Source organism: Micromonospora andamanensis, from assembly GCF_016863495.1.
In the GTDB taxonomy this organism is placed as follows: Bacteria; Actinomycetota; Actinomycetes; order Mycobacteriales; family Micromonosporaceae; genus Micromonospora; species Micromonospora andamanensis.
Window position 1 is genome coordinate 1 of the sequence record NZ_BOOZ01000037.1, and the last position, 25,340, is coordinate 25,340.

Here is a 25,340-nt window from a genome sequence, read left to right on the forward strand (position 1 = left end):
AGCGGGTCGAGCGCAACGCAAACCTGGCAGCCCTGGCGGCCGCGGTCCTGCAGCCCGGTTTCGTCGGTACCACCCCGCCCGCCTGGGTCTGCCGCTGGCTCGGCGACGGGCTCGGCTCGGTGGTGCTGTTCAGCCGCAACGTCGTCGACCCCGGGCAGGTCGCCGCGCTCACCGCCGCGCTGCGCGCGGAGCGCCCGGACGTGATCGTCGCCATCGACGAGGAGGCGGGTGACGTCACCCGCATCGAGTCCGGCCGGGGCAGTTCCCGCCCGGGCAACCTGGCACTCGGCGCGGTGGACGACCCGGCCCTCACCGAGGAGGTGGCCCGCGACCTGGGCGAGGAACTCGCCGCCGCCGGGGTCACCCTCAACTACGCGCCGGACGTCGACGTCAACTCCAACCCGGACAACCCGGTGATCGGGGTCCGTTCGTTCGGCGCCGAGCCGTCGCTTGTCGCCCGGCACACCACCGCCTGGGTACGCGGTCTGCAGGCCGGTGGCGTCGCCGCCTGCGCGAAGCACTTCCCGGGGCACGGCGACACCCGCGTCGACTCCCACCACGACCTGCCCCGGATCGACGGCGACCGGGCCCGGCTGCACACCGTCGAGCTGGCCCCGTTCCGGGCCGCGGTGGCGGCGGGCGTCCAGGCGGTGATGACGGGGCACCTGCTGGTGCCGGCCCTGGATCCCGACCTGCCCGCCACCCTGAGCGGCCGAATCCTGGGCGGCCTGCTGCGCGAGGAGATGGGCTTCGACGGGGTGGTGGTGACCGACGCGGTGGAGATGGGCGCGGTGGCCGACCGCTACGGGTTCGCCGGCGCGGCGGTGCGGGCCCTGGCGGCCGGGGCGGACGCGATCTGCGTGGGCGGCGAGCACGCCGACGAGGAGACCGCCCGCCATCTGCGCGACGCCATCGTGGACGCGGTCGTCGCCGGTGAACTGCCCGAGGAGCGGCTGGCCGAGGCGGCCAAGCGGGTCGGCCAGCTCGCCGCCTGGACGGTGGCGGCCCGGACCGCCCGCTCCGCGGGCCCGGCCGGCGGCTCGGCCGTCGGGCTGGTCGCGGCGCGACGGGCCGTCCGGATCACGCCACGCGGCGGCTCGGCCACCATGTTGCCACTGGCCGGCCCGGCGCACGTGGTGGAGTTCCAGCCGCCGCACAACATCGCGATCGGGTCGGAGACCCCCTGGGGGGTGGCGGCACCGCTCAGCGCCCTGGTGCCGGGCACCACGAGCGTCCGGTACGTCGAGAACGCAGTGCCGGCCGACCCGGCCGCCGGCGCGATCGGCCGGCCGCTGGTGCTCGTGGTACGCGACCTGCACCGGCACGCCTGGATGCGGGACGCGGTCGACCGGGCGCTGACCGCCCGCCCCGACGCGGTGGTCGTCGAACTCGGGGTACCCGCCGTGGTCACCGGCGCGGTGCACATCGCCACCCATGGCGCCACCCGGGCCGCCGGGCGGGCCGCGGCCGAGCTGCTCGGTGGCGGGGCGGTCAGCCCTGGCTGGTGACCAGGTCGGCGTACTCCGGGTGGCGTTCGATGAAGGCGGCCATGAACGGGCAGCGGGGCACCACCCGCTGACCCTGCGCGCGGACCTGGTCCAGGGTGCCGCGCATCAGCGCCGCTCCGACCCCCATGTTCTGGAAGCCCGGGTCCACCTCGGTGTGCGTGAAGATCAGCACCGCGTCCCGGGGCAGGTACGCGGTGAAGCCGGCGAGCGCGTCGTCGACCAGGATCTCGTAGCGGTGTTTCGCGGGATTGTCCTCGACAAGCATGCTCACCCCTGCATTGTCCACCGGCCGGCGACCGAGCCGGTCGGTTCGCCGACGTCTCGTACGCTTGACCGCGTGACGAACCGATCCCCCGCCCGCATGACCCCGCTCACCTCCGTCCGTGGCACCCCCACCCGGCTGGCCGGCCTGCTGGCCGGTCTCGCGCTCGGCGCGGCCCTGCTGGCCGGTTGCAGCTCCGAGGGCGCCAGCACCGACTGTGGGCTGGACGCCTGCACTGTCACCTTCGACCGGGGCGTGGACGCCCGGGCCAACATCCTCGGTGTCGAGGCCCGGTTGGTCGAGGCCCAGGACGACGTGGTCACCATCGAGGTCGGCGGTGAGCAACTGTCGCTCACGGTCGGCCAGCAGGCCGCCGACGTCGGTGGCCTCGCGGTGACCCTGGACAGCGTCACCGACACCGAGGTGAAGGTCCGGATCGCGCGCAACGGCGGCTGACGGCAATCGGGCGGCGGCCAGCACGTTTGGAAATCTTCGCGTTCGGAGATTGAGGCGCCATGTCTCTTACCCGGAACGCCGAAGCCACCGCCGCCCGTACGGCCGACAGCCGGTGGCTGGAACTCCTCGCCCGGGCCGGTTTCATCGGCTACGGGATCGTGCACCTGCTGTTCGGCTGGCTGGCGCTGCAGATCGCGTTCGGCAACTCGTCCGACGACGGCGACCAGTCCGGCGCGCTGCGTACCCTCGCCGCGCAACCCATGGGCAAGTTCCTGGTCATCGCCATCGCCGTGGGCATGCTCGCCATGGCGATCTGGCAGGCTCTCGAGGCTGCTGTCGGGCACCGCACCGAGCGGGGCAACGACCGGCTCAAGGAACGGGTCATCTCGGCCGCCCGCACCCTCATCTACCTCTGGCTGGCCTGGACCGCCTGGAAGGTCTTCTCCAACGCCAACTCCGACAGCGCCTCCCAGCAGGAGGACCTGACCGCCCGGATGATGGGGTCCACGGGTGGCCGGTGGCTTGTCGGTCTCGCCGGCCTGGTGCTCGCGGGCATCGGTGTCGGCATGGCGATCTACGGCATCAAGAAGAAGTTCATGAAGCGGCTGAAGACCGGCGAGATGAACGCCAAGACCACTCAGCTCGCCCGCCGGCTCGGCATGGCCGGCTACGCCTCCCGGGGTGCCGCCTTCGCGGTGACCGGCCTGCTTGTCGTGCTGGCCGCGGTGAACTACGACCCGGAGAAGGCTCGTGGCCTGGACGCCGCGCTGCGCACCCTGCGGGACCAGGCGTTCGGCTCCGTCCTGCTGGCCCTCATCGCCCTGGGCATCGCCGCCTTCGGCGTCTACTGCTTCCTCCAGTCCCGCTACCGCAAGGTATGACCTTCTGCTCCGTGGCCACCCCGACGGTGGTCGGTGACGGCGATCCAAGGCACCATTGCCCCTTTGCCGGATCTTGATCGCCCGTTCGCCGGACCGCCGTCGGGGACCGCCGTCGGGTCGGAAGGAGAAGCAACACGTGCACAGCTACCTCGTGACGATCGTCGCCGCGCTCGCCGCGGCGGCGATCGCGCTCGCCGTGGTCGAGGTGGTGCATCGCCTCACCCGCCGCTGGGGTCGCCGATCACTGCTGTTGACCGAGTTGACCGAGCACGCACACCGCTCGTTCCAGGTCGCCGCCACCGTGCTCGCCGTCCAGTTCGCGGTCCGGTTCAGCACCGGGTACGCGGTCGGTACCGGTTGGCGTCAGGCGCTGCTGCACCTGCTGGTGCTCGCCGTCATCGCCGCCGCGGCCTGGCTGGTCGCCTCGCTGCTGATGGTGGTGGAGGACACCGCGCTGGCCCGGTTCCGGGTGGACGTGCCGGACAACCGGCACGCCCGGCGGGTGCGGACCCAGGTGGTGATGCTGCGCCGGGTGACAATCGTGGTGATCGTCGTGCTCACCCTCGGCGTGATGCTGATGACCTTCCCCGCCGTACGGGGCATCGGCGCCGGCGTACTGACAAGCGCCGGTGTGGTCGGTGTGGTCGCCGCGCTGGCCGCGCAGAGCCTGCTGGGCAATGTTTTCGCCGGCCTGCAGCTCGCCTTCAGTGACGCGGTACGCCTCGACGACGTGGTGGTGGTCGAGGGGGAGTGGGGCCGGATCGAGGAACTGACGCTCAGCTACGTGGTAGTCCAGATCTGGGACGACCGGCGGCTGATCCTGCCCACCTCCTACTTCACGAGTACGCCGTTCCAGAACTGGACCCGCACCGAGGCGGCGGTCCTCGGCACGGCCGAGTTCGAGGTCGACTGGTCGATCCCGGTACAGGCCATGCGGGAGGAACTGCGCCGGCTGGTCGAGAGCACCGAGCTGTGGGACGGCCGGGTCTGCGTCCTCCAGGTCACCGACGCGACCGGCGGCATGATCAAGGTCCGCGCGCTGGTGAGCGCCGGCAACGCGGGCGCGCTGTGGGACCTGCGCTGCCGGGTGCGCGAACATCTGGTGGCGTGGGTACGCGATCACCAGCCCACCGCGATGCCCCGACTGCGTACCGAGGTCGGCGACGGGGCGAGCGACCTGGCGTGGCAGTGGGTCCAGCCGCGGCACTCGACGCGTCGGCGGGCCGAGGCCGAGGTCCCCGACGACGCCCGGCTCTTCGGCGGCAGCGACGACGGCCAGGCCCGCAACGAAGCCTTCGTCGGCCCCGACGAGACTGTCGAACCCCGCGAGCCCGCCGAACCTCGCCGCTGACCGGCGTCCCGCGCCGATCGCCGTTCCCGCCGGATATCCGACGTTGCCCGCGACTGGTCGGCCCGGTGGGGAGCCAACTACCAGTCCACCTCGTTATCCAATCGGATGTGGAGGTTTGGCGCGGCGTTTGGCGGGGACGTGCTGCCCGACGCTTCTGCCCCCTTTTCCGGGAACAGGATTGACGAGCGGCGACTCCGGGCATACAGCGCGGTGATGACGAGAGGGGGACAGCATGGCTGACGTGGCGAACGCCCGTACGTCCCACAACGGGCGTACGTCCCACAACGGGACCGAGCCGTCCACCGCCGAACTGGTTCAGCGGGCGACGGAACAGGTCTCGCGCCTGGTTCGTGACGAACTCACGCTGGCCCGGGCCGAGTTGACCGAGAAGGGCAAGCAGGCCGGCATCGGCGTCGGCCTGTTCGCCGGTGGCGGCGCCCTCGCCTTCTTCGGCCTGGGTGCACTGGTGACCGCCGCGATCCTCCTGCTGGCCCTGGTGCTGCCGGCGTGGGCGGCCGCCCTGATCGTGGCGGTGGCCCTGTTCCTGGTCGCCGGAGTGCTCGCACTTGTCGGTAAGCGCCGGGTCAGCCGCGCGGTGCCACCGGTGCCCGAGGCGACAGTGCGCAGTCTGCGGGCCGACGTCGACGTGGTCAGCGCTGCGGTGAAGGACAGGGGACGGGCATGACAGGCAACGGTACGGGTGACACGGAGGCGCTGCGGGAGGACATCCGGCGCACCCGCGTCGAACTGGGCGAGACGATGGAGGCGCTGGCCGCCAAGGCCGATGTGAAGAAGCGGCTCAAGTCCTCGGCGGACCAGGCCCGGGAACGGGTACGCGAACAGGCCGCGCTCACCGTCGCGCGGGTCCGCGCCCAGTCCGGTCTCACCCATCAGCAGGGACGGACCCGTCAGGGGCCGGCTCCGTTCATCGCGCTCGCGGCCGGTGCGGTCGCCGCCGCCGTGGTGTTGATGATCATTAGAGGGAGGCGTGGGTGAGCAAGGGAATCGGCAAGGCCGCCTACAAGCCGGTCGGCGTGCTGATGGGCTTCGCCGCCGGTGCGATCGCGGGCATGGTCTTCCGGCAGGTGTGGAAGATGACCGCCGGCGACGGCGAGGCGCCGAACCCGACCGACGAGGACCGCCGCTGGGGCGAGATCCTCGCCGCGGCTGCCTTGCAGGGCGCCATCTTCTCGGTCGTCCGCGCCGCCGTGGACCGGGGCGGTGCGGTGGGTGTTCGCCGGATCACCGGCCGTTGGCCAGACTGAAGGTCTGTGTCAAGGCCCTCTCACCATCTGCCGGTGCGGGGGCCTTTCGCCTTATCTGCAACCCCATCTGACGGATCTCACGCATCCGTCAGGTCACATGTCGGAGAAATTTCGTCGGTTAGGCGGTGCAGAGTTTTTGCGTACGTGGTTAAGCTGTCCCACGTTGTTGAGAGATCGCGTGGGTTGAGAGAAGTCTCCTTCACGGGGGCCGCCTCAAGCACCGCTGCTCGAAACGGCCAACCGGCCGCACGGTGTGCTCGGCCGCCAGTTTTAGAAGGAGATACACATGGCGCAGGGAACCGTGAAGTGGTTCAACGCTGACAAGGGCTTCGGCTTCATCACCGTCGACGGCGGGGGTGCTGACGTGTTCGTCCACTTCTCGGCAATCCAGACCAGCGGCTACCGCACGCTGGAGGAGAACCAGCGGGTGGAGTTCGAGATCGCCCAGGGCCAGAAGGGTCCGCAGGCCGAGCAGGTCCGCCCCCTCTGAGGCGCCGGTCGGCGACCGCCGGCCAGTGGCGAGGCAGTCCCCGAATCAGCGCGAAGCCCCGCGTCCCGACGGACGCGGGGCTTTCCGCATCGTAGGCGCGGTGGCGTCAGCGGCGGTTGCGGGCGCGTACACCGAGCCAGAGCAGAGCCAACCCGACAAGCACCAGCACCGGGCCGAGCACCGCCCAGATCCGCTGGCCGGTCATCACGCTGCCCTCGACGTAACCCAGGCCCTGCACCGTCCACACCACACCCACCACCACGGCCAGCAGGCCGAGCGTGAGTCGGAGCCAACCGCTCATCGCCGTCTCCCTCTCTTGTGGTCCGTCGCCGGCCGGCCCGCCGGTAGTCGGCGGGCCGCCGGGTGGCCCGCCGGGAAACGGCCCTCCATCGGGCGGTCCGCCGCTCACCATCGGTGGTGAACCTGGGGCCGGATCAGGTCGTCGTAGATCGCCGCCACCTCGGCCAGTTCCTGGGTGGACAGCTGTGGCTGACCGGCCACGGCGGCGTTGCCGAGGGCCTGGGCGGCGTCGCGGGCACCGGGGATGACGACCGTGACCCCCGGCTGGTCGAGCACCCAGCGCAGCGCGAACTGGGCCATCGTGCGGTCCTCACCGACAAGCGGGGCGATCCTGCGCACGGCGGCCAGGCCGGTGGTGAAGTCCACCCCGGAGAAGGTCTCGCCGACGTCGAACGCCTCGCCGTGCCGGTTGTAGGTGCGGTGATCGTCGGCGGCGAACGTGGTGTGCTCGTCGTACCGTCCGGAGAGCAGGCCGCTGGCCAGCGGGACGCGGGCGATGATGCCGACCCCGGCGGCCGAGGCGGCCGGCAGGACGCGTTCCAGCGGCTTGTGCCGTAGCGCGTTGAGGATGATCTGCACGCTGGCCACGCCGGGCCGGGCGATCGCGGTGAGCGCCTCGTCGCAGGTCTCCACGCTGACGCCGTACGCGGCGATCCGCTTCTCGGCGACAAGCGTGTCGAGGGCGTCGAAGACCTCGTCAGTGCCGAAGACGGCCGTCGGCGGGCAGTGCAGCTGCACCAGGTCCAACGTGTCCACGCCGAGGTTCGTCCGGGACCTGTCGGTCCACTGTCGGAAGTTGTCCAGGGTGTACGCCTGGGGTGTCTGCGCGACCCGCCGGCCCATCTTGGTGGCCACGGTCAGCCCGGCGTCGGGGTGCGCCGCCAGGAAGCGGCCGATCAGCTGTTCGCTGCGCCCGTCGCCGTAGACGTCGGCGGTGTCCAGGAAGGTGACCCCGGCGTCGACCGCGGCGGTGAGCACCGCCATCGCGTCGTCCTCGGTCACCGTGCCCCAGTCGGCGCCGAGTTGCCAGGCGCCGAGCCCGACCACGCCGACCTGGCGATCCATCCGGGGGAAGGTGCGTTGCTCCATACGGAGAGCCTAGTGACCGCTGCTTGTCGCGGCGATGGCCGGGCCGTACGCTCAACAAGACGGACGTACGGTTTGCGGCAGGGGGCGATCATGTGGGATCCGGCGGCGTACCTGCGCTACGGCGACGAACGGTCCCGACCCTTCCACGACCTGCTGGCCCGGGTGGGTGCCGACCGCCCCCGGCAGGTGGTCGACCTCGGCTGCGGCCCCGGCACGCTGACCGCCGTGCTCGCCGCCCGCTGGCCGGACAGTCGGGTCGTCGGCCTGGACTCCTCGGCGGAGATGATCGCGCGGGCCAGCCGGCTCGGTGCCCCGATCAGCTTCGGCGAGGCTGACGTCCGTGACTGGCGGCCCGACCGGGACACCGACGTGGTGGTCAGCAACGCGGTGCTGCAGTGGGTGCCCGGCCACCGGGAACTGCTCGTCCGCTGGGCCGCCGAGCTGCCGGCCGGCGCTTGGCTGGCGGTGCAGGTGCCGGGAAACTTCGACGCGCCCTCCCACCGGGCGCTGCGGGAGGTCGCCGGTCGCCCGCCGTGGCGGGCGGTGCTGACGCCGCTGCTGCGGGAGACGCCGGTAGCCGACCCGGTCGACTACACCGCGTCGCTTGTCGCCGCCGGGTGCGCCGTCGACGCCTGGGAGACTACCTACGTGCACCTGCTGGCGGCCGGTCCCGACGCGGACCATCCCGTGCTGACCTGGCTGGAGGGCACCGCGCTACGCCCGGTCCGGGCCGCGCTGGACCCGGCCGGCTGGTCCGCCTACCGCTCCGCGCTCGCGGCACGCCTCACCGAGGCGTACCCGGTACGGCACGGCCAGGTGTACTTCCCGTTCCGACGGATCTTCCTCGTCGCCCGTACCGGTTTCGCCCAGGAGAACTCGTGACCGACCTGCGTACCTTCATCGCCGGACTGCCCAAGGTGGAGCTGCACGTGCACCACGTCGGCTCCGCCTCGCCCCGCATCGTGGCCGAGCTGGCCGCCCGGCACGAGGGGCGCAGCCCCGTCCCGGCGGACCCGCAACTGCTTGCCGACTACTTCGTCTTCCGCGACTTCGCCCACTTCATCGAGCTGTACCTCAGCGTGGTGGACCTGATCAGGGATCCCGACGACGTCTGGATCCTCACCCACGAGGTGGCTCGGGAGCTGGCCCGCCAGCAGGTCCGCTACGCCGAGCTGACCGTGACGCCCTACTCCCACGTGCGGCGCGGCATCCCGGCACCGGCGTTCTGCGAGGCGATCGAGGACGCCCGCAAGCGGGCCGCCGCCGACTTCGGCATCGAGCTGCGCTGGTGTTTCGACATTCCCGGCGAGGCGGGACTGCCGGCGGCCGAGGAGACGCTGCGGATCGCACTCGACGAACGCCCCGACGGGCTGATCAGCTTCGGCCTCGGCGGTCCGGAGGTCGGCGTACCCAGACCGCAGTTCAAGCCCTACTTCGACCAGGCGCGCGCGGCCGGGCTGCGGTCGGTGCCGCACGCCGGGGAGACCACCGGTCCGCAGACCATCTGGGACGCGCTGCACGAGCTGGGTGCCGAACGCATCGGTCACGGCATCTCCGCCGCGCAGGACCCGCGCCTGCTCAGCTACCTGGCCGAGCGGCGGATCGCGTTGGAGGTCTGCCCCACGTCGAATGTGCGTACCCGGGCGGTTGCCGACATCGACGAGCACCCGCTGCGCCGGCTTGTCGACGCCGGGGTGCTGGTGACAATCAACTCCGACGACCCGCCGATGTTCGGCACCACCCTGGACGACGAGTACGCGGTGGCCGCCCGGTTGCTCGACGTCGGTCCGGAAGGGGTTGCCGAGTTGGCCCGCAACGCGGTGTCCGCGTCCTTCCTCGACGAGTCCGGCAAGCGGCGAATCATCGCGGAGGTCGACGACTATCTCGCCGGCCGGCGCGGCTGACGCGGTAAGCGCCGGGCGGACCAGCCAGGTGGCGCGCGGCGGGAGGAGGTGTGGGGGGACCGTGTCTCCCGCCGCGCGCACGGCTCCACCGGCCGGATGCGCTGGGAGCGATAGGCCGGTGGAACTGCTGGGTTCGCAGCGATCCTGTCAGTCGGACCGGTCGGGTGGAACGGGGTTAATTCGGATCTAAGGAAGACTTGTGCCGTCGCACAGCCCCGAGCCGCCGCCCCGCGACAGGACCGCTCGGCTGCCCTCAGCCGTCCGTCGGACGCTGCCGGGGCCAGCGGCGTCCACTTGCCTTCTGCTCCCGGCCCTCCCGGGCCATCCGGCCCACCAGGCCGAACCGGCTGACCTGGCGCGGCGTCGCCTCCGGGTCGGCCAGCAGCATCACCACGCTCGCCCCGCCCAACTGGGCCCGGTCGATGCTCACCGAGCCGTTGGCCTGCAACGCCACCCGTTTGGCGATGTCCAGCCCCAGCCCGGTGGAACCCTGGTCGCTGGTGCCGCGCCGCAGGGCCCGGTCCGGATTGGCGATGCCGGGACCGGCGTCGTCGATCCGGATGGCCACGTACCCGTCGCGGCGCGACACGGCCACCTCGAACGCGGTGCCCTGCGGGGTGTAGCGGAAGACGTTGCCGATCACGGCGTCCAGGGCGGCGGCCAACTCGGCCCGGGGCACCGGTGCCGGAATCCGCAACTGGGCACCGGAGACCCGGTGCGGGCGGTTCTGGTCGCCGGCGAGGGCGGCCCAGAACACCATCCGGTCCCGGACCACCTCGCTCACGTCGCACGTCGCCGGTGGCGCGGCCTCGGTCGCCACCGCCTTGCGAGTGGTCTTGATCAGCACGTCGATCTCACCTTCCAGGGTGACGATCGCCTGCCGGATCCGCCGGATGCCGCGCCGGTAGTCCAGCTCGGCCTGGCTGAACGAGCCCACGCTCGTGTCGTCGGACTCCAGCGCCTCGGCGTCCAGCCGCAGCACGGTCAGCGGGGTACGCAGCCGGTGGGACAGGTCCGCCACCAGTTCCCGTTCCTCGGTGCGTGCCGCCACCAACCGCTCCGCCATCCGGTTGAACGCGTGGCCGGCCTCGACCAGCTCGCGTGGGCCGTGCGGCTCGACGCGTACGCCCAGGTCGCCGTCGCCGATCGCGAGGGCCGCCTTGACCAGACCCCGACCGGCGTCGGCCGCTCGGGCGGCCAGTCGGTCCACCACGAGCATCGCCGCGCCGACGAGCGCGACAGCCACCCCGGTCAGCAGCAACCAGCGACCGCCGCCACCCGCGTCGAGCACCGCGTCCGGGACGAAGACCTCCACCACGGCGGTCTGCTCGCCGAGCACCACCGGGTCCAGCCGCAGCACCCCACCGTCGACGTCGAGGACAAGAGAGCGGCCCTGCTCCCGGGCCTGGTCCAGTTGCGCCGCGTCGGCCCGTCCGGCGGAGGAGTCCACGTCGAGCCCGTGCACCACCGGCCGGGTGGCCGGGTCGCCACCACTCGCCTCGATCGCCCGGGTTACCACCTCGGCCTCGGTGCTGATCGCGAGGGCACCGGTCACCAGCGCGCTGCGGCGGGCCGCGTCGGCGATCGCCTCCTCCCGGGCCTGCCCGCCGAGCGTCAACCCGAGCGGCACCAGGAAGGCCAACGCCAGCAGGGTGCCCACGCCGGCCGTCAACAGGGCCAGCGTTCTTCTCAGTCCGGCGCCACCAGCCGGAAGCCGACCCCCCGCACGGTGCGCAGGTAGCGTGGCTTCGCCGCGGACTCGCCCATTTTGCGGCGTAGCCAGTACAGGTGAACGTCGATTGTCTGATCCTCGCCGACCGACGGCTGCCGCCATACCTCCTCCAAGAGCTCCCGCCGGGACACTACCCGGCCCGGACGGGCGGCGAGGTACGCCAGCAGGTCGAATTCCTTGCGGGTCAGCGCCAGCGCCGTGCCGTCGAGGTGGGCGCTGCGCTCGCCGACGTCCACCTTCAGCCCGCCCACGGTGTGCACGGCCGGCTGGGCGGAGCGGCTGGCCCGGCCGGCGCGGCGCAGCACCGTGGTGATCCGGGCGTCCAGGTGCGCGCCGGTGAACGGCTTGATCATGTAGTCGTCGGCACCGGCCCGCAGCAGCTTGACCACAGACTGCTCGTCGTCGCGGGCGGTGGCGATGATGATCGGCACGTCGGTGATGCCCCGGAGCATCCGCAACGCGTCCGAGCCGTCCAGATCCGGCAGCCCGAGGTCGAGCACGACCAGATCCGGTGTCTCGGCGGCCACCCGGCGCAGCGCGTCCAGGGCGGTGCCCACCGCGTGGACGGCGTGACCCCGGTCGGTGAGGGAACGAAGCATCGCGCCGCGTACGACGTGATCGTCTTCGACCAGGAGGACGGTGGCCACCCAAGCACGGTACTCGGGGCGGCAAGCACGGTGACATTGCGCCCACCCCGCGCACCAGCCAAGCTGGTGCGACCATGACGTTCACTCTCTATCCGGACACCCGCCTGGCACTGGCCCGGGACAGTCTCGCCGGCCTGTCGGTCGGCGACGCCCTCGGTTCCCAGTTCTTCGTACCCGGCCGGCACGCCGCCGACCTGGCCGCCGACCGGCTCCCGCCACCGCCCTGGCAGTGGACCGACGACACCGAGATGGCCTGTTCCGTGCTGGCCCGGTTGGCCGAGGCCGGCCGGATCGACCCGGACAGCCTGGCGCTCGACTTCGCCGAGCGCTGCGAGCCCTACCGTGGCTACGGCCCCGGAGCGGTCCGCATCCTTCGCCTGATCCGGACCGGTACACCCTGGCCGGTCGCCGCCGCCGCCGCGTTCGACGGGCAGGGCTCCTGCGGAAACGGGGCGGCGATGCGGGTCGCCCCGCTGGGCGCGTACTTCGCCGACTCGATGAGCCGGACGGTCGCCCAGGCCCAGGCATCGGCCGAGGTGACCCACGCCCACCCGGAGGGGATCGCCGGTGCGGTGGCGGTGGCGGTGGCCGCCGCCCGGGCCGCCCATGCCCGGCTCGACGGCGACCGGCCCGACCCGGGCCGCCTGCTCGCCAGCGTCGCCGCCGCCGTGGACCCGGCGACCGAGGTGCACCGGAGCGTACGTCGGGCGGCGGGACTGCTCGGCCGTCCGCTGCCGGAGGTGGTCGACGCGCTCGGCAACGGCTCCCGGGTCACCGCGCAGGACACCGTCGCCTTCACCTGCTGGGTGGCCGCCACCCACCTGGACGACTACCCGGCCGCCATCCGGGCCTGCGTCGAGGCGGGCGGCGACGTGGACACCACAGCCGCCATCGTCGGTGGGATCGTCGCGGCGTACACCGGGGTCGCCACCGCCGGCGGAGTGCCCGCCGACTGGCTGGCCGCCCGGGAGCCGTTACCCGACTGGGCTTAGGCCGACACATGGCCTAGCGCCGGGCGCCCGCCTCGACCGCGTCGGAGCTGGCATCCTGCGCCGCCCCGGCGGCGGGCTCGCCCGCGTCGGAGCTTGCCGTCGCCGGGTCCGGCTCCTCGTCGAGCACCGACCTGTCGATCTCCTCGGACGGGGCGCGGCGTCGGCGGCTGATCAGCCAACCCACCACCGCGCCGCCGCCGAGGCCGGCGACCAGTCCGGCGGCGAGCAGACTGTTGGCGTTCGGGCCGCCGTCAGAGGTGGCGGTGGTCGGCGGAGCCTCGGCGGGCGCCGCCCCGCCGGGAGCCGCGCCGTGCCCACCGTGAGCGCCGGGATACGCCGGGTCGCCCGGCAGCAGCGTCAGCGCCGGCAACGGCCGTTGGCCGGGACCGCCGCCCCAGCTCACCTGGAGGCCGTCGGCGTACGTCTGCACCAGCTCGAAGGTCAGCCGGTCGGTCTGCGGCAACGGTGCCATCGAGAACACCAGCCGAGCCGGGCCCTCGCCCGCCTCGCCCTTCGCCCGCGACCAGATCAGCGAGGCGGTCACCACGTCGGTGGCCGGGCCGTGCATGCCCGCCACCGGCCGGTCCAACTGCCGAGTGGTGATCGTGGGTGCCCAGCCCGGCACCGACAGCGGGTACACCTCGGCGATCGGCGGGTCCTCGGGGATTCTGATCTCCACCTTCTCGGTACGCACCCCGGGCCGCTCGTCGGGCACCACGAATTCGAGCTTCACCGCGTTGCCCTGCTGGGCCTCGGTCGGGGTGAAGGTCACCCCGTCCGCCGCCCACGCCGTGGCGGGCCAGAGCAGCACCACGGCCGTGGCCAGGGCGGCCACCAGCGCGCCCCGGCGTCGACGGCTGCCGCCGTGCGTCATCGCCATCTGGGTTCCCATCCGTGTCCACGCGGCCGGAACCGGCTCCGGCCACACCTGGTAGTTCGGATCCCGGGCCGAAAAGGTTCAACGGCGGGCGGCAGATCGTCTGCCGTCGGTGTCGACGACGGTGGCCATCGGGAGCCCGATAGCATCAGTGAGCCGGTATCGGCACCATCCGTCACATCTGCTGCGAGGAGTCATCCGTGTCCGCACCCCGTACCCCCGCCGTGGCCGACCCTGTCGTCGTCGCCGCCGGGACGACGGCGGCCGACGCGGTGGCCGCGGCCGGGCTGCCCACCAACGGCCCCCGGGCGATCGTGGTGATCCGCGACCCGCACGGCGTGCTGCGCGACCTGGACTGGCGGCCGGCCGAGGAGACGGTGGTCGAGCCGGTCCCGCTGGACTCGCCGGACGGGCTGAACGTGCTGCGCCACTCCACCGCCCACGTGCTGGCCCAGGCGGTGCAGGACATCTTCCCGCAGGCGAAGCTCGGCATCGGTCCGCCGATCGACAACGGCTTCTACTACGACTTCGCGGTGGACAAGCCGTTCCAGCCCGACGACCTGGCCAAGCTCGAGAAGCGGATGCAGGAGATCATCAAGTCGGGGCAGCGGTTCCGGCGTCGCCGCTTCGACAGCCTGGACGAGGCGAAGACCGAGCTGGCGGCCGAGCCGTTCAAGCTGGAGCTGATCGACGTCAAGGGCGAGGGGCTGGACTCCTCCGAGGTGATGGAGGTCGGCGGGGGTGAGCTGACCATCTACGACAACCTCGCCGCCGACGAGGACAAGGTCTGCTGGTCGGACCTGTGCCGGGGGCCGCACCTGCCGAACACCCGCCTGATCGGCGCGTTCAAGCTGATGCGCTCGGCCGCCGCGTACTGGCGGGGGTCGGAGAAGAACCCGCAGTTGCAGCGGGTGTACGGCACCGCCTGGCCGACCCGGGACGGGTTGAAGGCGTACCTGAAGCTGCTGGAGGAGGCCGCCCGGCGCGACCACCGCAAGCTCGGCGCGGACCTCGACCTGTTCAGCTTCCCCGACGAGATCGGCTCGGGTCTCGCGGTCTTCCACCCCAAGGGCGGCATCATCCGCCGGGAGCTGGAGGACTACTCGCGTCGCCGGCACGAGGAGGCGGGGTACGAGTTCGTCAACAGCCCGCACATCACCAAGGCGCAGCTCTTCCAGACCTCGGGCCACCTGCCGTACTACGCCGACACGATGTTCCCGCCCATGCAGTTGGAGGGGGCGGAGTATTACCTCAAGGCGATGAACTGCCCGATGCACAACCTGATCTTCCGGTCGCGCGGACGGTCCTACCGCGAACTGCCGCTGCGGCTGTTCGAGTTCGGCACCGTCTACCGCTACGAGAAGTCGGGTGTGGTGCACGGCCTGACCCGGGTACGTGGCCTGACCCAGGACGACTCGCACATCTACTGCACCCGGGAACAGATGCCCGGCGAGCTGACCACGCTGCTGTCGTTCGTGCTGGACCTGCTGCGCGACTACGGCCTGGACGACTTCTACCTGGAGCTGTCCACCCGCGACGACTCCCCGAAGTTCATCGGCTCGGACGAAGACTGGGCGGAGGCCACCGAGGCGCTGCGCACCGCCGCCGAGACCTCCGGCCTGGAACTGGTACCCGACCCGGGCGGCGCGGCCTTCTACGGCCCGAAGATCTCGGTGCAGGCCAAGGACGCCATCGGCCGGACCTGGCAGATGTCCACCATCCAGGTCGACTTCAACCAGCCGGAGCGGTTCGGCCTGGAGTACCAGGCCGCGGACGGCACCCGGCAGCGGCCGGTCATGATCCACCGGGCGCTCTTCGGTTCGATCGAACGGTTCTTCGGGGTGCTCACCGAGCACTACGCGGGGGCGTTCCCGGCCTGGCTGGCCCCGGTGCAGGTGGTCGGCATCCCGATCCGCGACGACCACGCCGACTACCTGCACGGCTTCGTCGCCGCGTTGCGCGCCGAGGGCGTCCGTGCCCAGGTCGACGCCGGTGACGAGCGGATGCAGAAGAAGATCCGCACCGCACAGCAGCAGAAGATCCCGTTCATGGTGATCGCCGGCGACGACGACGTGGCCGCCGGCACCGTCTCGTTCCGCTACCGGGACGGCTCCCAGCGCAACGGCGTACCGCTGGCCGAGGCGGTCAGCCACGTCCTGGACGTGGTCACCTCCCGGACCAACACCGGTCCCTCCGCCACGATGTGACGGTCGGGGAGGGCCGTAGGATCGCCTGTGTGACTGGGGCGGAGGAGCACACCGACGACAGGGACATGGCCGACGGGCTGGACCGGCTCTGGACACCCCACCGGATGACGTACATATCCGGCGAGGACCGACCCGAGGGCGGTTACGAGCGCCCCTCGGGCTGCCCGTTCTGCCTGGCCCCGGCCCGTCCGCCGGGGGAGAGCCTGGTGGTGGCCCGCGGTGGGCACGTGTTCGTGGTGCTCAACCTGTACCCGTACAACCCGGGGCACCTGCTGGTCTGCCCGTACCGGCACGTGGCCGACTACACCGACCTGGACGGGCCGGAGACCGCCGAGCTGGCCTCGTTCACCCAGACCGCCATGCGGGTCATCCGTAAGGTCAGCAACGCGCACGGGTTCAACCTGGGGATGAACCAGGGCGGGGTGGCCGGCGCCGGCATCGCCGCCCACCTGCACCAGCACGTGGTGCCCCGCTGGGGTGGTGACGCCAACTTCATGCCGGTGATCGGGCGCACCAAGGTCCTGCCGCAGTTGCTTGGCGACACCCGCGACCTGCTCGCCCGCGCCTGGCCCGCCTGACCCCGCCCCGCTGTCTCCGCGCCGCGCTGTCTCCGCGCCGGGCTGTCTCGCATCGTCTTTCGCGCGTCGCCGGGCGGCGGCCACCCCTTGGTGCGTCCTTTGCTCTGCTTCAACCCACGCGGCGGTCACGCAGTGGAGTCGATGCGTATCGGTAAGCAGAGCAAAGGGGCGGGTCGAACGTCGGCTCTCCCGAGGCCATCCGCAGGTCGCTCGCGACCCAGCGCGGGAGCCGACGAAACCCGGCCGGATCCGCCGCCGACCGGGTGATCCGGGCGACACCCGGTGCCCGTACGGATGATCGTGCTGGATCTTCGTCAACGCCTGTCCGAAAGATGGCACGATGCGCCGGTGGTGGAGTCGACGCGGACACTGGGCCGCAGCGGCATCAAGGTCAGCGCCCTGGGCATGGGCTGCTGGGCTATCGCCGGCCCGTGGGCCGAGGGCCGCATCCCGCTGGGTTGGGGGGCTGTCGACGACGAGGAATCGGTGCGGACGGTCCGCCGGGCACTCGACCTCGGGGTGACGTTCTTCGACACCGCCGACAGCTACGGCGCGGGACACGGTGAACGAGTCCTCGGTCGGGCCCTGGCCAGCCGCCGGGACGAGGCGGTCATCGCCACCAAGTGGGGTTACACGTTCGACGAGCGGACCCGGCAGGCAATCGGGCCGGACGCCTCACCGGCCTACCTGCGCCGGGCGGTGTGGGACTCGCTGCGGCGGCTCGGCACCGACCGGATCGACCTCTACCAGCTGCACCTCGCCGACCTGCCGGTGCCCCGGGCGCAGGAGCTGGTCGGCGCGTTGGAGGACCTGGTCGCGGACGGCGTGATCCGGGCGTACGGCTGGAGCACCGACCGGGCCGACCGGGCGGCGGCCTTCGGGCACGACGCCCCGCACGCCGCCGCCGTGCAGCACAGCCTGTCGGTGCTGCGTGACGCGCCCGAGCTGCTCACCGTCTGCGAGAAGTACGACCTGGCCAGCGTCAACCGGGGTCCGCTCGGGATGGGGCTGCTCACCGGCAAGTACCGCCAGGAGTCGGTCCTGCCGCGCGACGACGTGCGGGGGGTGACCTCGGGCTGGTTGGAGTGGTTCCGGGGCGGTCGGCCGGCACCGGAGTGGCTGCGCCGGGTGCAGGCGGTCCGGGCCACGTTGACCGCCGACGGGCGCACCCTGGCCCAGGGGGCACTGGGCTGGATCTGGGCGCGCAGCGACCGGGCGATCCCGATACCGGGCTGCCGCACCGTCGCCCAGGTCGAGGAGAACGCCGCCGCGCTCGCCCTCGGCCCGCTCGCCCCTGATCACTTCGCCGAGGTGGAGCGCACGCTCGCCGCCCTGCGTACCGCGGCGCTGCGCGAGGCGGATCGCCCCTACTGGCCCAGCCCGATGCTGCCCACCGCCCGCCCCTGACCTCTCAGCCGTGCTCCTTGCGGATCTGGTCGGCCAGGTGGGCGGACATCGGGTCGTAGCGGACGAAGTGGCGGCGGAAGGTGCCGGCCCCGGAGGTCATCGCCCGCAGCTCCACCGCGTAGCGCAGCAACTCCGTGGCGGGTACCTCGGCGCGTACCAGGGTGCGTCCGTCGGAGTCCGGATCCGGTTCGGTGCCGAGCACCCGGCCACGTCGCCCGGACAGGTCGCCCATCACGGTGCCCACACTTCCGTCGGGTACCCGCACCGTCACCTCGTCGACCGGCTCCAGCAGCGCGGGCTGCCCCCGTTCGGCGGCGTCGCGCAGGGCCAGTGCCCCGGCGGTCTGGAACGCCGCGTCGGAGGAGTCGACGCTGTGTGCCTTGCCGTCGACGAGGGTCACCCGCAGGTCCACCACCTGATGGCCGGCGACCAGGCCACGCTCCATCTGGGCGCGGACGCCCTTCTCCACCGACGGGATGTAGTTGTGCGGCACCGCGCCGCCGACCACCCGGTCGACGAACTCGAAGCCGCCGCCGCGCGGCAGCGGCTCCACCTCGAGGTCGCAGACGGCGTACTGTCCGTGCCCGCCGGACTGTTTGACATGCCGGCCGTGCCCCCGGGCCGGCGCGGTGAACGTCTCCCGCAACGCCACCCGCACCGGCTCGGTGTCCAGCTCCACCCCGCCCGCCCGCAGCCGGTCGAGGACCACGTCGGCGTGCGCCTCGCCCATGCACCACAGCACCAGTTGGTGGGTCTCCGGGTTGCGCTCCAGCCGCATCGTCGGGTCGCCGGCCACCAGCCGGCCGAGGTTGCGGGCCAGGGCGTCCTCGTCGGAACGGGACTTCGCCACGATCGCCACCGGCAGCAGCGGCTCCGGCATCTCCCACGGGGCGATCAGCAGCGGGTTCTCCTTGGCGGAGATGGTGTCGCCGGTCTCCGCGCTGCCGGACTTGGTGATCGCGCAGATGTCACCGGCCACCGCCACGCCCACCTCCCGCAGAGTGGCACCGAGCGGGCTGTAGAGGTGGGCGATCCGTTCGTCGGCGTCATGGTCGGGGTGGCCACGCTCGGCCAGACCGTGCCCGGAGACGTGCACTGTCTGCTCGGGGCGCAGCGTGCCGGAGAAGACCCGGACCACGCAGACCCGCCCGACATGCCTGTCGATAGTGGTCCGCACCACCTCGGCCACCAGCGGACCATCCGGGTCGCAGGTAAGCGGCGGCCGGGGCGAGCCGTCCACGCCGGTCACCGCGGGCAGCGCGTGCTCCGGCGGGGCGGGGAAGCCGGCGGTGAGCACCTCCAGCAGCGCGTCCATGCCGACGCCGGTCGCCGCGCAGACCGGTACCACCGGGTAGAAGTGGCCCCGGGCGACCGCCTTCTCCAGATCCTCCACCAGGATGCCGGCGTCGATCTCCTCGCCTTCGAGGTACCGGTCCATCAGGGTTTCGTCCTCGCTCTCCGCGATGATCCCCTCGATCAACTCGTTGCGGGACTCGACGATGGCCGGCAGGTGCTCCGGGTCCGGCTCGCGTACCTGCGGCGGCAGCCCCTGGGTGTAGTCGAAGACCCGCCGCGTGATCAACCCGAGCAGGCCGACTGTCGATTCGCCGTCGTCACCGAGCATCGGCAGGTAGAGCGGAAGCACGTTGTCGCCGAAGACCCGCTGGCACAGCGCCACCGCCTCGTCGAAGTCGGCGCGGGGATGATCCAGTCGGGCCACCGCCACCGCCCGGGGCATGTCGACAGCCGCGCACTCCTCCCACAGCGCCGCGGTGGCCGCGTCCATCCCGTCGACTGCGGAGACCACGAAGAGCGCGGCGTCGGCGGCCCGCAACCCGGCGCGCAACTCGCCGACGAAGTCGGCGTAGCCGGGCGTGTCGAGCAGGTTCACCTTGACCCCGTCGTGCACCAGCGGCGCGCAGGCCAGGGCGACCGACCGTTGCTGGCGTACGGCGGCCGGATCGTGATCGCAGACGGTGGTGCCGTCGGTGACCGAGCCGGCCCGGGCGATCGTGCCGGACGCCGCGAGCAACGCCTCGACAAGTGTCGTCTTGCCCGCTCCGGAATGCCCGACGAGCACCACGTTGCGGATCCTGGCGGGGTCGGTCACCACCGGTACGCCGCCGGTGGCTCCCTTGTCCTGACTCCTCTGCGCCATCGGGCGCACCTCCCTCAGCCGGTGGTGGTGGCGACCGCCGCACGCGACGGGGACGCGGCCCGGGCGGGGTGCTGCGGCGATATCCTCCGGTGCTCCGCTGGGAACCGGGCAGTCAACAGGCGGCGGGGTGAGCCGGGTCACCCTTCTGGTCCGATCTCACACCCGATGGCGGGCCGACACAACCCTCTCCGGGCGGGCGCGCCGCGCCGGCTGAGCGTGGCTGGTCAGACGGGCGGTGTCGCTGGTCGAGCGCCGACCGTTATCGTGGGACCGCCATGGCGAAGATCTTCCAAGTGTCGGCCCGCGCGGGGATGACCCGCGTCGTCGAGCCGATCGCCCGTAGCCTGCTGCGCGCGGGCGTGTCCCCCAACTCGGTCACCGTCACGGGCACCCTCGGGGTGCTCGTCGGCGCGCTCGGCTTCGGCGCCCGCGGTCATCTGGTCGCCGGTGCGCTGATCGTGACGGTCTTCGCGCTCACCGACCTGCTCGACGGGACGATGGCCCGGATGAGCGGCGGCTCGACCCGGTTCGGTGCCTTCCTCGACTCCAGCATGGACCGGGTCGCCGACAGCGCGGTCTTCGGCGCTGTCGCGTTCTACCTGGCCACCGAGGGCAACCACGCGGGGGTGGCCGCCGCGCTCGTCTGCCTGGCCGCGGGTGGGCTCGTGTCGTACGTCAAGGCCCGCGCCGAGGGGCTCGGCATGACCTGCAACGTGGGCATCGCCGAGCGTACGGAACGACTGCTGATCGTCGGTGTCGGCGGCCTGCTCGCCGAACTGGTCCACCCGGTGGCGCTGCCGATCGCGCTCTGGCTGCTCGCGGCGGTGTCCCTGTTCACCGTCGGTCAGCGGATGCGGCACGTCTACCGGCAGGCCCAGCAGGTCGACGTGCCGGGCGGCCACGGGTGAGCGGCACAGCCGGGCGGAGTACCCGGTGAACCTCACCGAGTTCGGTTTCGTCGCCGGCTGGCGGCTGGTCCGCGTGCTGCCCCGGCCGGTCGCCGCTGCCGCGTTCACCGCCGGGGCCGACCGCGCCCACCGCCGCCGTGGCGCGGGCGCCACCCGGCTACGCGCCAACCTTCGCCGCGTGGTCGGGCCCGAGCTGCCCGAGGCCGAACTCGACGATCTGGTCCGCCGGGGTCTGCGCTCGTACGCCCGCTACTGGATGGAGGCGTTCCGGCTGCCCGCGCTGAGCCGCGAGCAGATGCTCGCCGGGTTCCGGCTGGACCGCGCCGAGGTCCTCGCCGCGGACGTCGCCGCCGGGCGGGGTGCGGTGGTGGCGCTGCCGCACGCCGGTAACTGGGACGCCGCCGGGGCCTGGGTCGCCGCCAATGGCTGGCCGCTGTCCACCGTCATGGAACGGCTCAAGCCGGAGGGCGTCTACCAGCGGTTCACGGCGTTCCGGGAACGGCTGGGGATGGAGATCCTGCCGACCACCGGCGGCGTCCGGCCGCCGCTGGACGTGCTCACCGACCGGGTGGCCGCCGGAGCGGTGGTGCCCCTGCTGGCCGACCGGGATCTCTCCGCCCGGGGCGTGGAGGTGGACTTCTTCGGCGGCCGGACCAGGATGCCGGCCGGTCCGGCACTGCTGGCGCTGCGTACCGGCGCGCCGCTGTACGTGGCGTCGATGTGGTACGAACCGGATGCGGCGTGCGCCTCGCTTGTGGGCCCGCTGCCGGTGCCGGGGCCCGAGGCGGGCGCACTCGACGTGCGGGTCCGATCGCTGACCCAGCTGATCGCCGACGGTCTCGCGGCGGGCATCGCCCGGCATCCGGAAGACTGGCACATGCTGCAACGGATGTGGCTGGACTGAGGGGACGGGCGCAATGCGGATCGGCATCGTCTGCCCGTACTCCTTCGACGTACCCGGCGGGGTGCAGAACCATGTCATGGACCTGGCCGAGGCGCTGATCGGGCTCGGCCACGAGGTGAGCGTCCTCGCCCCGGCGGACGAGGACTCGCCGCTGCCGCCGTACGTGGTGTCGGCCGGCCGGTCGGTGCCGCTGCCGTACAACGGCTCGGTCGCCAGGATCGCCTTCGGGCCGGTCTCCACCGCCCGGGTACGCCGCTGGATCACCCGGGGCGACTTCGACGTGCTGCACGTGCACGAACCGCTCGCGCTGAGCCTGTCCATGCTCGCCGTGCTCTCCGCCCGGGGGCCAGTGGTGGCCACCTTCCACACCGCGATGACCCGGTCCCGGATGCTCGCCGCCGCTCAGGGGGTGCTCCAGATCGTGCTGGAGCGGATCACCGCGCGGATCGCGGTGAGTGCCCTGGCCCGCAAGGTGCAGGTCGAGCACCTGGACGGCGGGGCGGTGGAGATCCCCAACGGGGTGGCGGTGGCCAAGTTCGCCGGGGTCGAACCGCTGCCCGGCTGGCCGGGGGAGTGCGGGTCGGCCACCGGCGGCACCCTCGGCTTCCTGGGCCGCTTCACCGAGCCCCGCAAGGGGTTCCCGATCCTGCGCGACGCCTTCGTCGAGCTGGCCCGGCAACGTCCCGGCCTGCGTCTGCTGGTCGCCGGTCCCGGCGACCCGGACGACCTGTTCAACAGGTTCCCGCCCGACCTGCGGGACCGGGTCACCTTCCTCGGCCTGGTCTCCGAGGAGGAGAAGGCGCGGATGCTGCGCAGCGTGCACCTGTACGTGGCGCCGAACACCGGCGGCGAGTCCTTCGGCATGATCCTCACCGAGGCGCTCGCCGCCAGCACCACAGTCGTGGCCAGTGACCTGGACGCCTTCCGCCGGGTCCTCGACGGCGGCCGGGCCGGCCGGATGTTTCCGACCGGCGACGCGGTGACGCTGCGTGCCACGCTGTCGCAGTTGCTGGACGACCCGCTCGCGCGGGCGGAGCTGACCGCCTGCGGCGACCAGGTGGTGGCGAATTTCGACTGGCCCGTGGTTGCCCGCCGGGTTCTGGAGGTATACGCAGCGGCGATCGAGGCCACCGACGGTCGGGTGATCGACCAGGAGTGGGTGGGGTTGACCTGATCGGGAGGAACGGGAGCAGCACTACGATGCCGGGCATGTGGTGGGTGGTGGGCGCGACGGTGGTCGTCGCCCTGGTCGCGGTGTACCTGATCTGGACCGCCGGCCGGGTCGAGCGGCTCCAGGACCGCGCCCAGCTCGCCGCCCGGGCCCTGGACGCCCACCTGCTGCGCCGGGCCGCCGCCGCGGCGGTGCTCGCGGAGCGTCGCTTCGGCGTCGAGCTGTACGCGGCGGCGCGCATCGCCCTCGACGCCGAGCCGGAGGAACGGGAGGCGGCCGAGAACGACCTGACCCGGCAGCTACGGTCGGTTCAGCTCGATCCCACCGACGCCGACTGTGAGGCGGTCATCGCCGCCAGCCGGCGGCTCGCCCTGGCCCGCCAGGTGCACACCGACCTGGTCCGCGACGCCCGGTCCGCGCGCAGCCGACCACTGGTGCGGCTGCTGCGGATGGGACGCCGGCACACCTGGCCGCGCTACTTCGACATCGACGACCCGACCCTCACCATCCCCGCCGCCGACGTCCCCAGCCGCTGACCCCCGTCCCGGAGCCACCCCGCGGTCCGGGGTGACGGCGGACACAGTGCAGGCCACCACGGGTCTGATTGGCTGTCGGAGCGGCGTCCACCCTTGCGTAGCATCTGCGCTGCCACCTCCCGAGGACGCCTGAGGAGCGACGACGTGTCCGAGACGACTTCCCCGAACACCGGTGCCACCCCGGTCGTCGGCACCGCGCGGGTCAAGCGCGGTATGGCCGAGATGCTCAAGGGTGGTGTGATCATGGATGTGGTCACCGCCGAGCAGGCCAAGATCGCTGAGGACGCCGGCGCGGTAGCGGTGATGGCGCTGGAGCGGGTACCCGCGGACATCCGGGCCCAGGGCGGGGTGTCCCGGATGAGCGACCCCGACATGATCGACGGCATCATCAACGCGGTTTCCATCCCGGTGATGGCCAAGGCCCGCATCGGCCACTTCGTCGAGGCGCAGATCCTCCAGTCCCTCGGGGTCGACTACGTCGACGAGTCCGAGGTGCTCACCCCGGCCGACTACGCCAACCACATCGACAAGTGGGCGTTCACCGTCCCCTTCGTCTGCGGTGCGACGAACCTGGGCGAGGCGCTGCGCCGGATCACCGAGGGTGCCGCCATGATCCGCTCCAAGGGCGAGGCCGGCACCGGCGACGTCTCCAACGCCACCACGCACATGCGGAAGATCCGCCAGGAGATCCGCCGCCTGGCGTCCCTGCCGGCCGACGAGCTGTTCGTCGCGGCCAAGGAGTTGCAGGCACCGTACGAGCTGGTCAAGGAGATCGCCGAGACCGGCAAGCTGCCAGTGGTGCTCTTCACCGCCGGCGGCATCGCCACCCCGGCCGACGCGGCGATGATGATGCAGCTCGGCGCCGAGGGCGTCTTCGTCGGCTCCGGCATCTTCAAGTCGGGCAACCCGGCCCAGCGGGCCGCCGCGATCGTGAAGGCGACCACCTTCCACGACGACCCGGACGTACTGGCCAAGGTGTCCCGGGGCCTCGGCGAGGCGATGGTCGGCATCAACGTCGACGACATCCCGCAGCCGCACCGCCTCGCCGAGCGCGGCTGGTGACCCGACGGTGACGGCACCCGTCATCGGTGTCCTCGCCCTCCAGGGCGACGTCCGCGAGCACGTCACCGCGCTGACCGCGGCGGGCGCGCGAGCCCACACCGTACGCCGGCCGGCGGAGCTGGACGCGGTCGACGGCCTGGTCATCCCGGGCGGGGAGTCGACCACGATCAGCAAGCTCGTCGACATCTTCGAGCTGCGCGGACCTATCGACAAGCGGATCGCCGACGGGATGCCGGTCTACGGCTCCTGCGCCGGGATGATCATGTTGGCCACCGAGGTTCTCGACGGCCGGCCCGACCAGCGCGGCTTCGACGGCATCGCGATGACCGTCCGCCGCAACGCGTTCGGCCGGCAGATCGACTCGTTCGAGGCGCCGGTGGAGATCACCGGCATTCCGGGCGGGCCGCTGCACGCCGTCTTCATCCGTGCGCCCTGGGTCGAGCGGGTCGGCGAGGGCGTCGAGGTGCTGGGTACGGTCACCACCGGCCCGGCCAGCGGCCGGATCGTCGCGGTACGCCAGCACAACCTGCTGGCCACCTCGTTCCACCCGGAACTCACAGGCGACCCCCGCCTGCACGCCTACTTCGTCGACCTGACCCGCGCCGCCCGCTGACCCCGCCCCGCCCGTCCGCCGGTCACGTGAGGCAGCAACTTC

Annotated in this window: 27 protein-coding genes; 20 read left to right on the forward strand and 7 right to left on the reverse strand. The window is 72.3% G+C overall.

Annotated elements, in window-relative coordinates:
- Nucleotides 1–23 precede the first annotated feature (23 nt).
- Nucleotides 24–1,508, forward strand: coding sequence for a glycoside hydrolase family 3 protein (locus Van01_RS24745; protein ID WP_204012369.1), 1,485 nt, complete (start codon nucleotides 24–26; stop codon nucleotides 1,506–1,508).
- Here Van01_RS24745 and Van01_RS24750 read toward each other — a convergent pair.
- The gene (locus tag Van01_RS24750) at nucleotides 1,492–1,773 is read right to left on the reverse strand and encodes a GNAT family N-acetyltransferase (RefSeq protein WP_239093432.1); all 282 of its coding nucleotides are present in this window, start codon (nucleotides 1,771–1,773) and stop codon (nucleotides 1,492–1,494) included. The genes Van01_RS24745 and Van01_RS24750 overlap by 17 nt on opposite strands.
- 96 nt (nucleotides 1,774–1,869) lie before the next feature.
- Between Van01_RS24750 and Van01_RS24755 the strand changes: the two genes are divergently transcribed.
- The 7 genes from Van01_RS24755 to Van01_RS24785 all read left to right on the forward strand — a co-directional run bounded on the left by Van01_RS24755 (nucleotide 1,870) and on the right by Van01_RS24785 (nucleotide 6,213).
- Complete coding sequence (locus Van01_RS24755; RefSeq protein ID WP_204012372.1) at nucleotides 1,870–2,226, forward strand: hypothetical protein; 357 nt, start codon at nucleotides 1,870–1,872, stop codon at nucleotides 2,224–2,226.
- A 59-nt stretch (nucleotides 2,227–2,285) separates the two neighbouring features.
- On the forward strand, nucleotides 2,286–3,107 hold the full coding sequence (locus Van01_RS24760; RefSeq protein WP_204012315.1) for a DUF1206 domain-containing protein: 822 nt from the start codon (nucleotides 2,286–2,288) through the stop codon (nucleotides 3,105–3,107).
- A gap of 136 nt (nucleotides 3,108–3,243) precedes the next feature.
- Nucleotides 3,244–4,458 (forward strand): mechanosensitive ion channel family protein, encoded by a 1,215-nt coding sequence (locus Van01_RS24765; protein ID WP_204012320.1) that lies wholly within the window; start codon nucleotides 3,244–3,246, stop codon nucleotides 4,456–4,458.
- A 232-nt stretch (nucleotides 4,459–4,690) separates the two neighbouring features.
- Nucleotides 4,691–5,143: a phage holin family protein gene (locus Van01_RS24770; protein ID WP_204012322.1), complete on the forward strand. Its 453-nt coding sequence runs from the start codon at nucleotides 4,691–4,693 to the stop codon at nucleotides 5,141–5,143.
- The gene (locus Van01_RS24775; protein WP_204012324.1) at nucleotides 5,140–5,454 is read left to right on the forward strand and encodes a DUF3618 domain-containing protein; all 315 of its coding nucleotides are present in this window, start codon (nucleotides 5,140–5,142) and stop codon (nucleotides 5,452–5,454) included. The genes Van01_RS24770 and Van01_RS24775 overlap by 4 nt, the downstream gene beginning before the upstream one ends.
- Entirely contained in the window at nucleotides 5,451–5,723 is a 273-nt protein-coding gene (locus Van01_RS24780) for a DUF4235 domain-containing protein (protein WP_204012327.1), read from the forward strand. The genes Van01_RS24775 and Van01_RS24780 overlap by 4 nt, the downstream gene beginning before the upstream one ends.
- A 286-nt stretch (nucleotides 5,724–6,009) precedes the next feature.
- The gene (locus Van01_RS24785; protein ID WP_011905669.1) at nucleotides 6,010–6,213 is read left to right on the forward strand and encodes a cold-shock protein; all 204 of its coding nucleotides are present in this window, start codon (nucleotides 6,010–6,012) and stop codon (nucleotides 6,211–6,213) included.
- 106 nt (nucleotides 6,214–6,319) lie between these two features.
- On the opposite strand, the gene Van01_RS24790 is transcribed toward Van01_RS24785, so the two are convergent.
- Both Van01_RS24790 and Van01_RS24795 read right to left on the reverse strand, forming a co-directional pair.
- The gene (locus Van01_RS24790) at nucleotides 6,320–6,514 is read right to left on the reverse strand and encodes a hypothetical protein (RefSeq protein ID WP_204012330.1); all 195 of its coding nucleotides are present in this window, start codon (nucleotides 6,512–6,514) and stop codon (nucleotides 6,320–6,322) included.
- A gap of 104 nt (nucleotides 6,515–6,618) precedes the next feature.
- Nucleotides 6,619–7,602 (reverse strand): aldo/keto reductase, encoded by a 984-nt coding sequence (locus tag Van01_RS24795; RefSeq protein ID WP_204012333.1) that lies wholly within the window; start codon nucleotides 7,600–7,602, stop codon nucleotides 6,619–6,621.
- Between the two features lie 90 nt (nucleotides 7,603–7,692).
- Here Van01_RS24795 and Van01_RS24800 point away from each other — a divergent pair, with 90 nt between their 5' ends.
- Nucleotides 7,693–8,484: a trans-aconitate 2-methyltransferase gene (locus Van01_RS24800; protein WP_204012336.1), complete on the forward strand. Its 792-nt coding sequence runs from the start codon at nucleotides 7,693–7,695 to the stop codon at nucleotides 8,482–8,484.
- Entirely contained in the window at nucleotides 8,481–9,506 is a 1,026-nt protein-coding gene (locus Van01_RS24805) for an adenosine deaminase (RefSeq protein ID WP_204012339.1), read from the forward strand. Before Van01_RS24800 ends, Van01_RS24805 begins: the two co-directional genes overlap by 4 nt.
- A gap of 253 nt (nucleotides 9,507–9,759) precedes the next feature.
- Here the strand turns inward: Van01_RS24805 and Van01_RS24810 are convergent, their stop codons facing one another.
- Nucleotides 9,760–11,178: a HAMP domain-containing sensor histidine kinase gene (locus tag Van01_RS24810; RefSeq protein ID WP_239099277.1), complete on the reverse strand. Its 1,419-nt coding sequence runs from the start codon at nucleotides 11,176–11,178 to the stop codon at nucleotides 9,760–9,762.
- A 17-nt stretch (nucleotides 11,179–11,195) separates the two neighbouring features.
- Complete coding sequence (locus tag Van01_RS24815) at nucleotides 11,196–11,885, reverse strand: response regulator transcription factor (RefSeq protein ID WP_204012343.1); 690 nt, start codon at nucleotides 11,883–11,885, stop codon at nucleotides 11,196–11,198.
- Between the two features lie 74 nt (nucleotides 11,886–11,959).
- Between Van01_RS24815 and Van01_RS24820 the strand changes: the two genes are divergently transcribed.
- Nucleotides 11,960–12,877, forward strand: a complete 918-nt coding sequence (locus tag Van01_RS24820; RefSeq protein ID WP_204012346.1) for an ADP-ribosylglycohydrolase family protein — start codon at nucleotides 11,960–11,962, stop codon at nucleotides 12,875–12,877.
- Between the two features lie 13 nt (nucleotides 12,878–12,890).
- On the opposite strand, the gene Van01_RS24825 is transcribed toward Van01_RS24820, so the two are convergent.
- Nucleotides 12,891–13,757, reverse strand: coding sequence for a DUF1775 domain-containing protein (locus tag Van01_RS24825; protein ID WP_239099278.1), 867 nt, complete (start codon nucleotides 13,755–13,757; stop codon nucleotides 12,891–12,893).
- Nucleotides 13,758–13,954: 197 nt separating this feature from the next.
- On the opposite strand from Van01_RS24825, the gene thrS reads away from it, so the two are divergent.
- The 3 genes from thrS (at nucleotide 13,955) to Van01_RS24840 (ending at nucleotide 17,946) form a co-directional block, all read left to right on the forward strand.
- On the forward strand, nucleotides 13,955–15,961 hold the full coding sequence (gene thrS / locus Van01_RS24830; RefSeq protein ID WP_204012349.1) for a threonine--tRNA ligase: 2,007 nt from the start codon (nucleotides 13,955–13,957) through the stop codon (nucleotides 15,959–15,961).
- Between the two features lie 65 nt (nucleotides 15,962–16,026).
- On the forward strand, nucleotides 16,027–16,539 hold the full coding sequence (locus Van01_RS24835; protein WP_204012381.1) for an HIT family protein: 513 nt from the start codon (nucleotides 16,027–16,029) through the stop codon (nucleotides 16,537–16,539).
- Nucleotides 16,540–16,890: 351 nt separating this feature from the next.
- Nucleotides 16,891–17,946: an aldo/keto reductase gene (locus Van01_RS24840; RefSeq protein WP_204012384.1), complete on the forward strand. Its 1,056-nt coding sequence runs from the start codon at nucleotides 16,891–16,893 to the stop codon at nucleotides 17,944–17,946.
- Between the two features lie 4 nt (nucleotides 17,947–17,950).
- Here the strand turns inward: Van01_RS24840 and Van01_RS24845 are convergent, their stop codons facing one another.
- The gene (locus Van01_RS24845) at nucleotides 17,951–20,104 is read right to left on the reverse strand and encodes an elongation factor G-like protein EF-G2 (RefSeq protein WP_204012352.1); all 2,154 of its coding nucleotides are present in this window, start codon (nucleotides 20,102–20,104) and stop codon (nucleotides 17,951–17,953) included.
- 275 nt (nucleotides 20,105–20,379) lie between these two features.
- Here Van01_RS24845 and pgsA point away from each other — a divergent pair, with 275 nt between their 5' ends.
- From pgsA to pdxT, 6 genes are all read left to right on the forward strand, one after another.
- Nucleotides 20,380–21,012, forward strand: coding sequence for a phosphatidylinositol phosphate synthase (gene pgsA, locus Van01_RS24850; RefSeq protein ID WP_204012355.1), 633 nt, complete (start codon nucleotides 20,380–20,382; stop codon nucleotides 21,010–21,012).
- Between the two features lie 25 nt (nucleotides 21,013–21,037).
- Nucleotides 21,038–21,916 (forward strand): phosphatidylinositol mannoside acyltransferase, encoded by an 879-nt coding sequence (locus tag Van01_RS24855; RefSeq protein WP_204012358.1) that lies wholly within the window; start codon nucleotides 21,038–21,040, stop codon nucleotides 21,914–21,916.
- Between the two features lie 13 nt (nucleotides 21,917–21,929).
- Nucleotides 21,930–23,090, forward strand: a complete 1,161-nt coding sequence (locus Van01_RS24860; RefSeq protein ID WP_204012362.1) for a glycosyltransferase family 4 protein — start codon at nucleotides 21,930–21,932, stop codon at nucleotides 23,088–23,090.
- Nucleotides 23,091–23,116: 26 nt separating this feature from the next.
- Nucleotides 23,117–23,623 carry a hypothetical protein gene (locus Van01_RS24865; protein WP_204012363.1) on the forward strand — a complete coding sequence of 169 codons (507 nt, stop codon included), beginning with the start codon at nucleotides 23,117–23,119 and terminating at the stop codon, nucleotides 23,621–23,623.
- 144 nt (nucleotides 23,624–23,767) lie between these two features.
- Nucleotides 23,768–24,685: a pyridoxal 5'-phosphate synthase lyase subunit PdxS gene (gene pdxS, locus Van01_RS24870; protein ID WP_204012365.1), complete on the forward strand. Its 918-nt coding sequence runs from the start codon at nucleotides 23,768–23,770 to the stop codon at nucleotides 24,683–24,685.
- A 7-nt stretch (nucleotides 24,686–24,692) separates the two neighbouring features.
- Nucleotides 24,693–25,298, forward strand: a complete 606-nt coding sequence (gene pdxT, locus Van01_RS24875) for a pyridoxal 5'-phosphate synthase glutaminase subunit PdxT (protein WP_204012367.1) — start codon at nucleotides 24,693–24,695, stop codon at nucleotides 25,296–25,298.
- The last annotated feature ends 42 nt before the right edge of the window (nucleotides 25,299–25,340 follow it).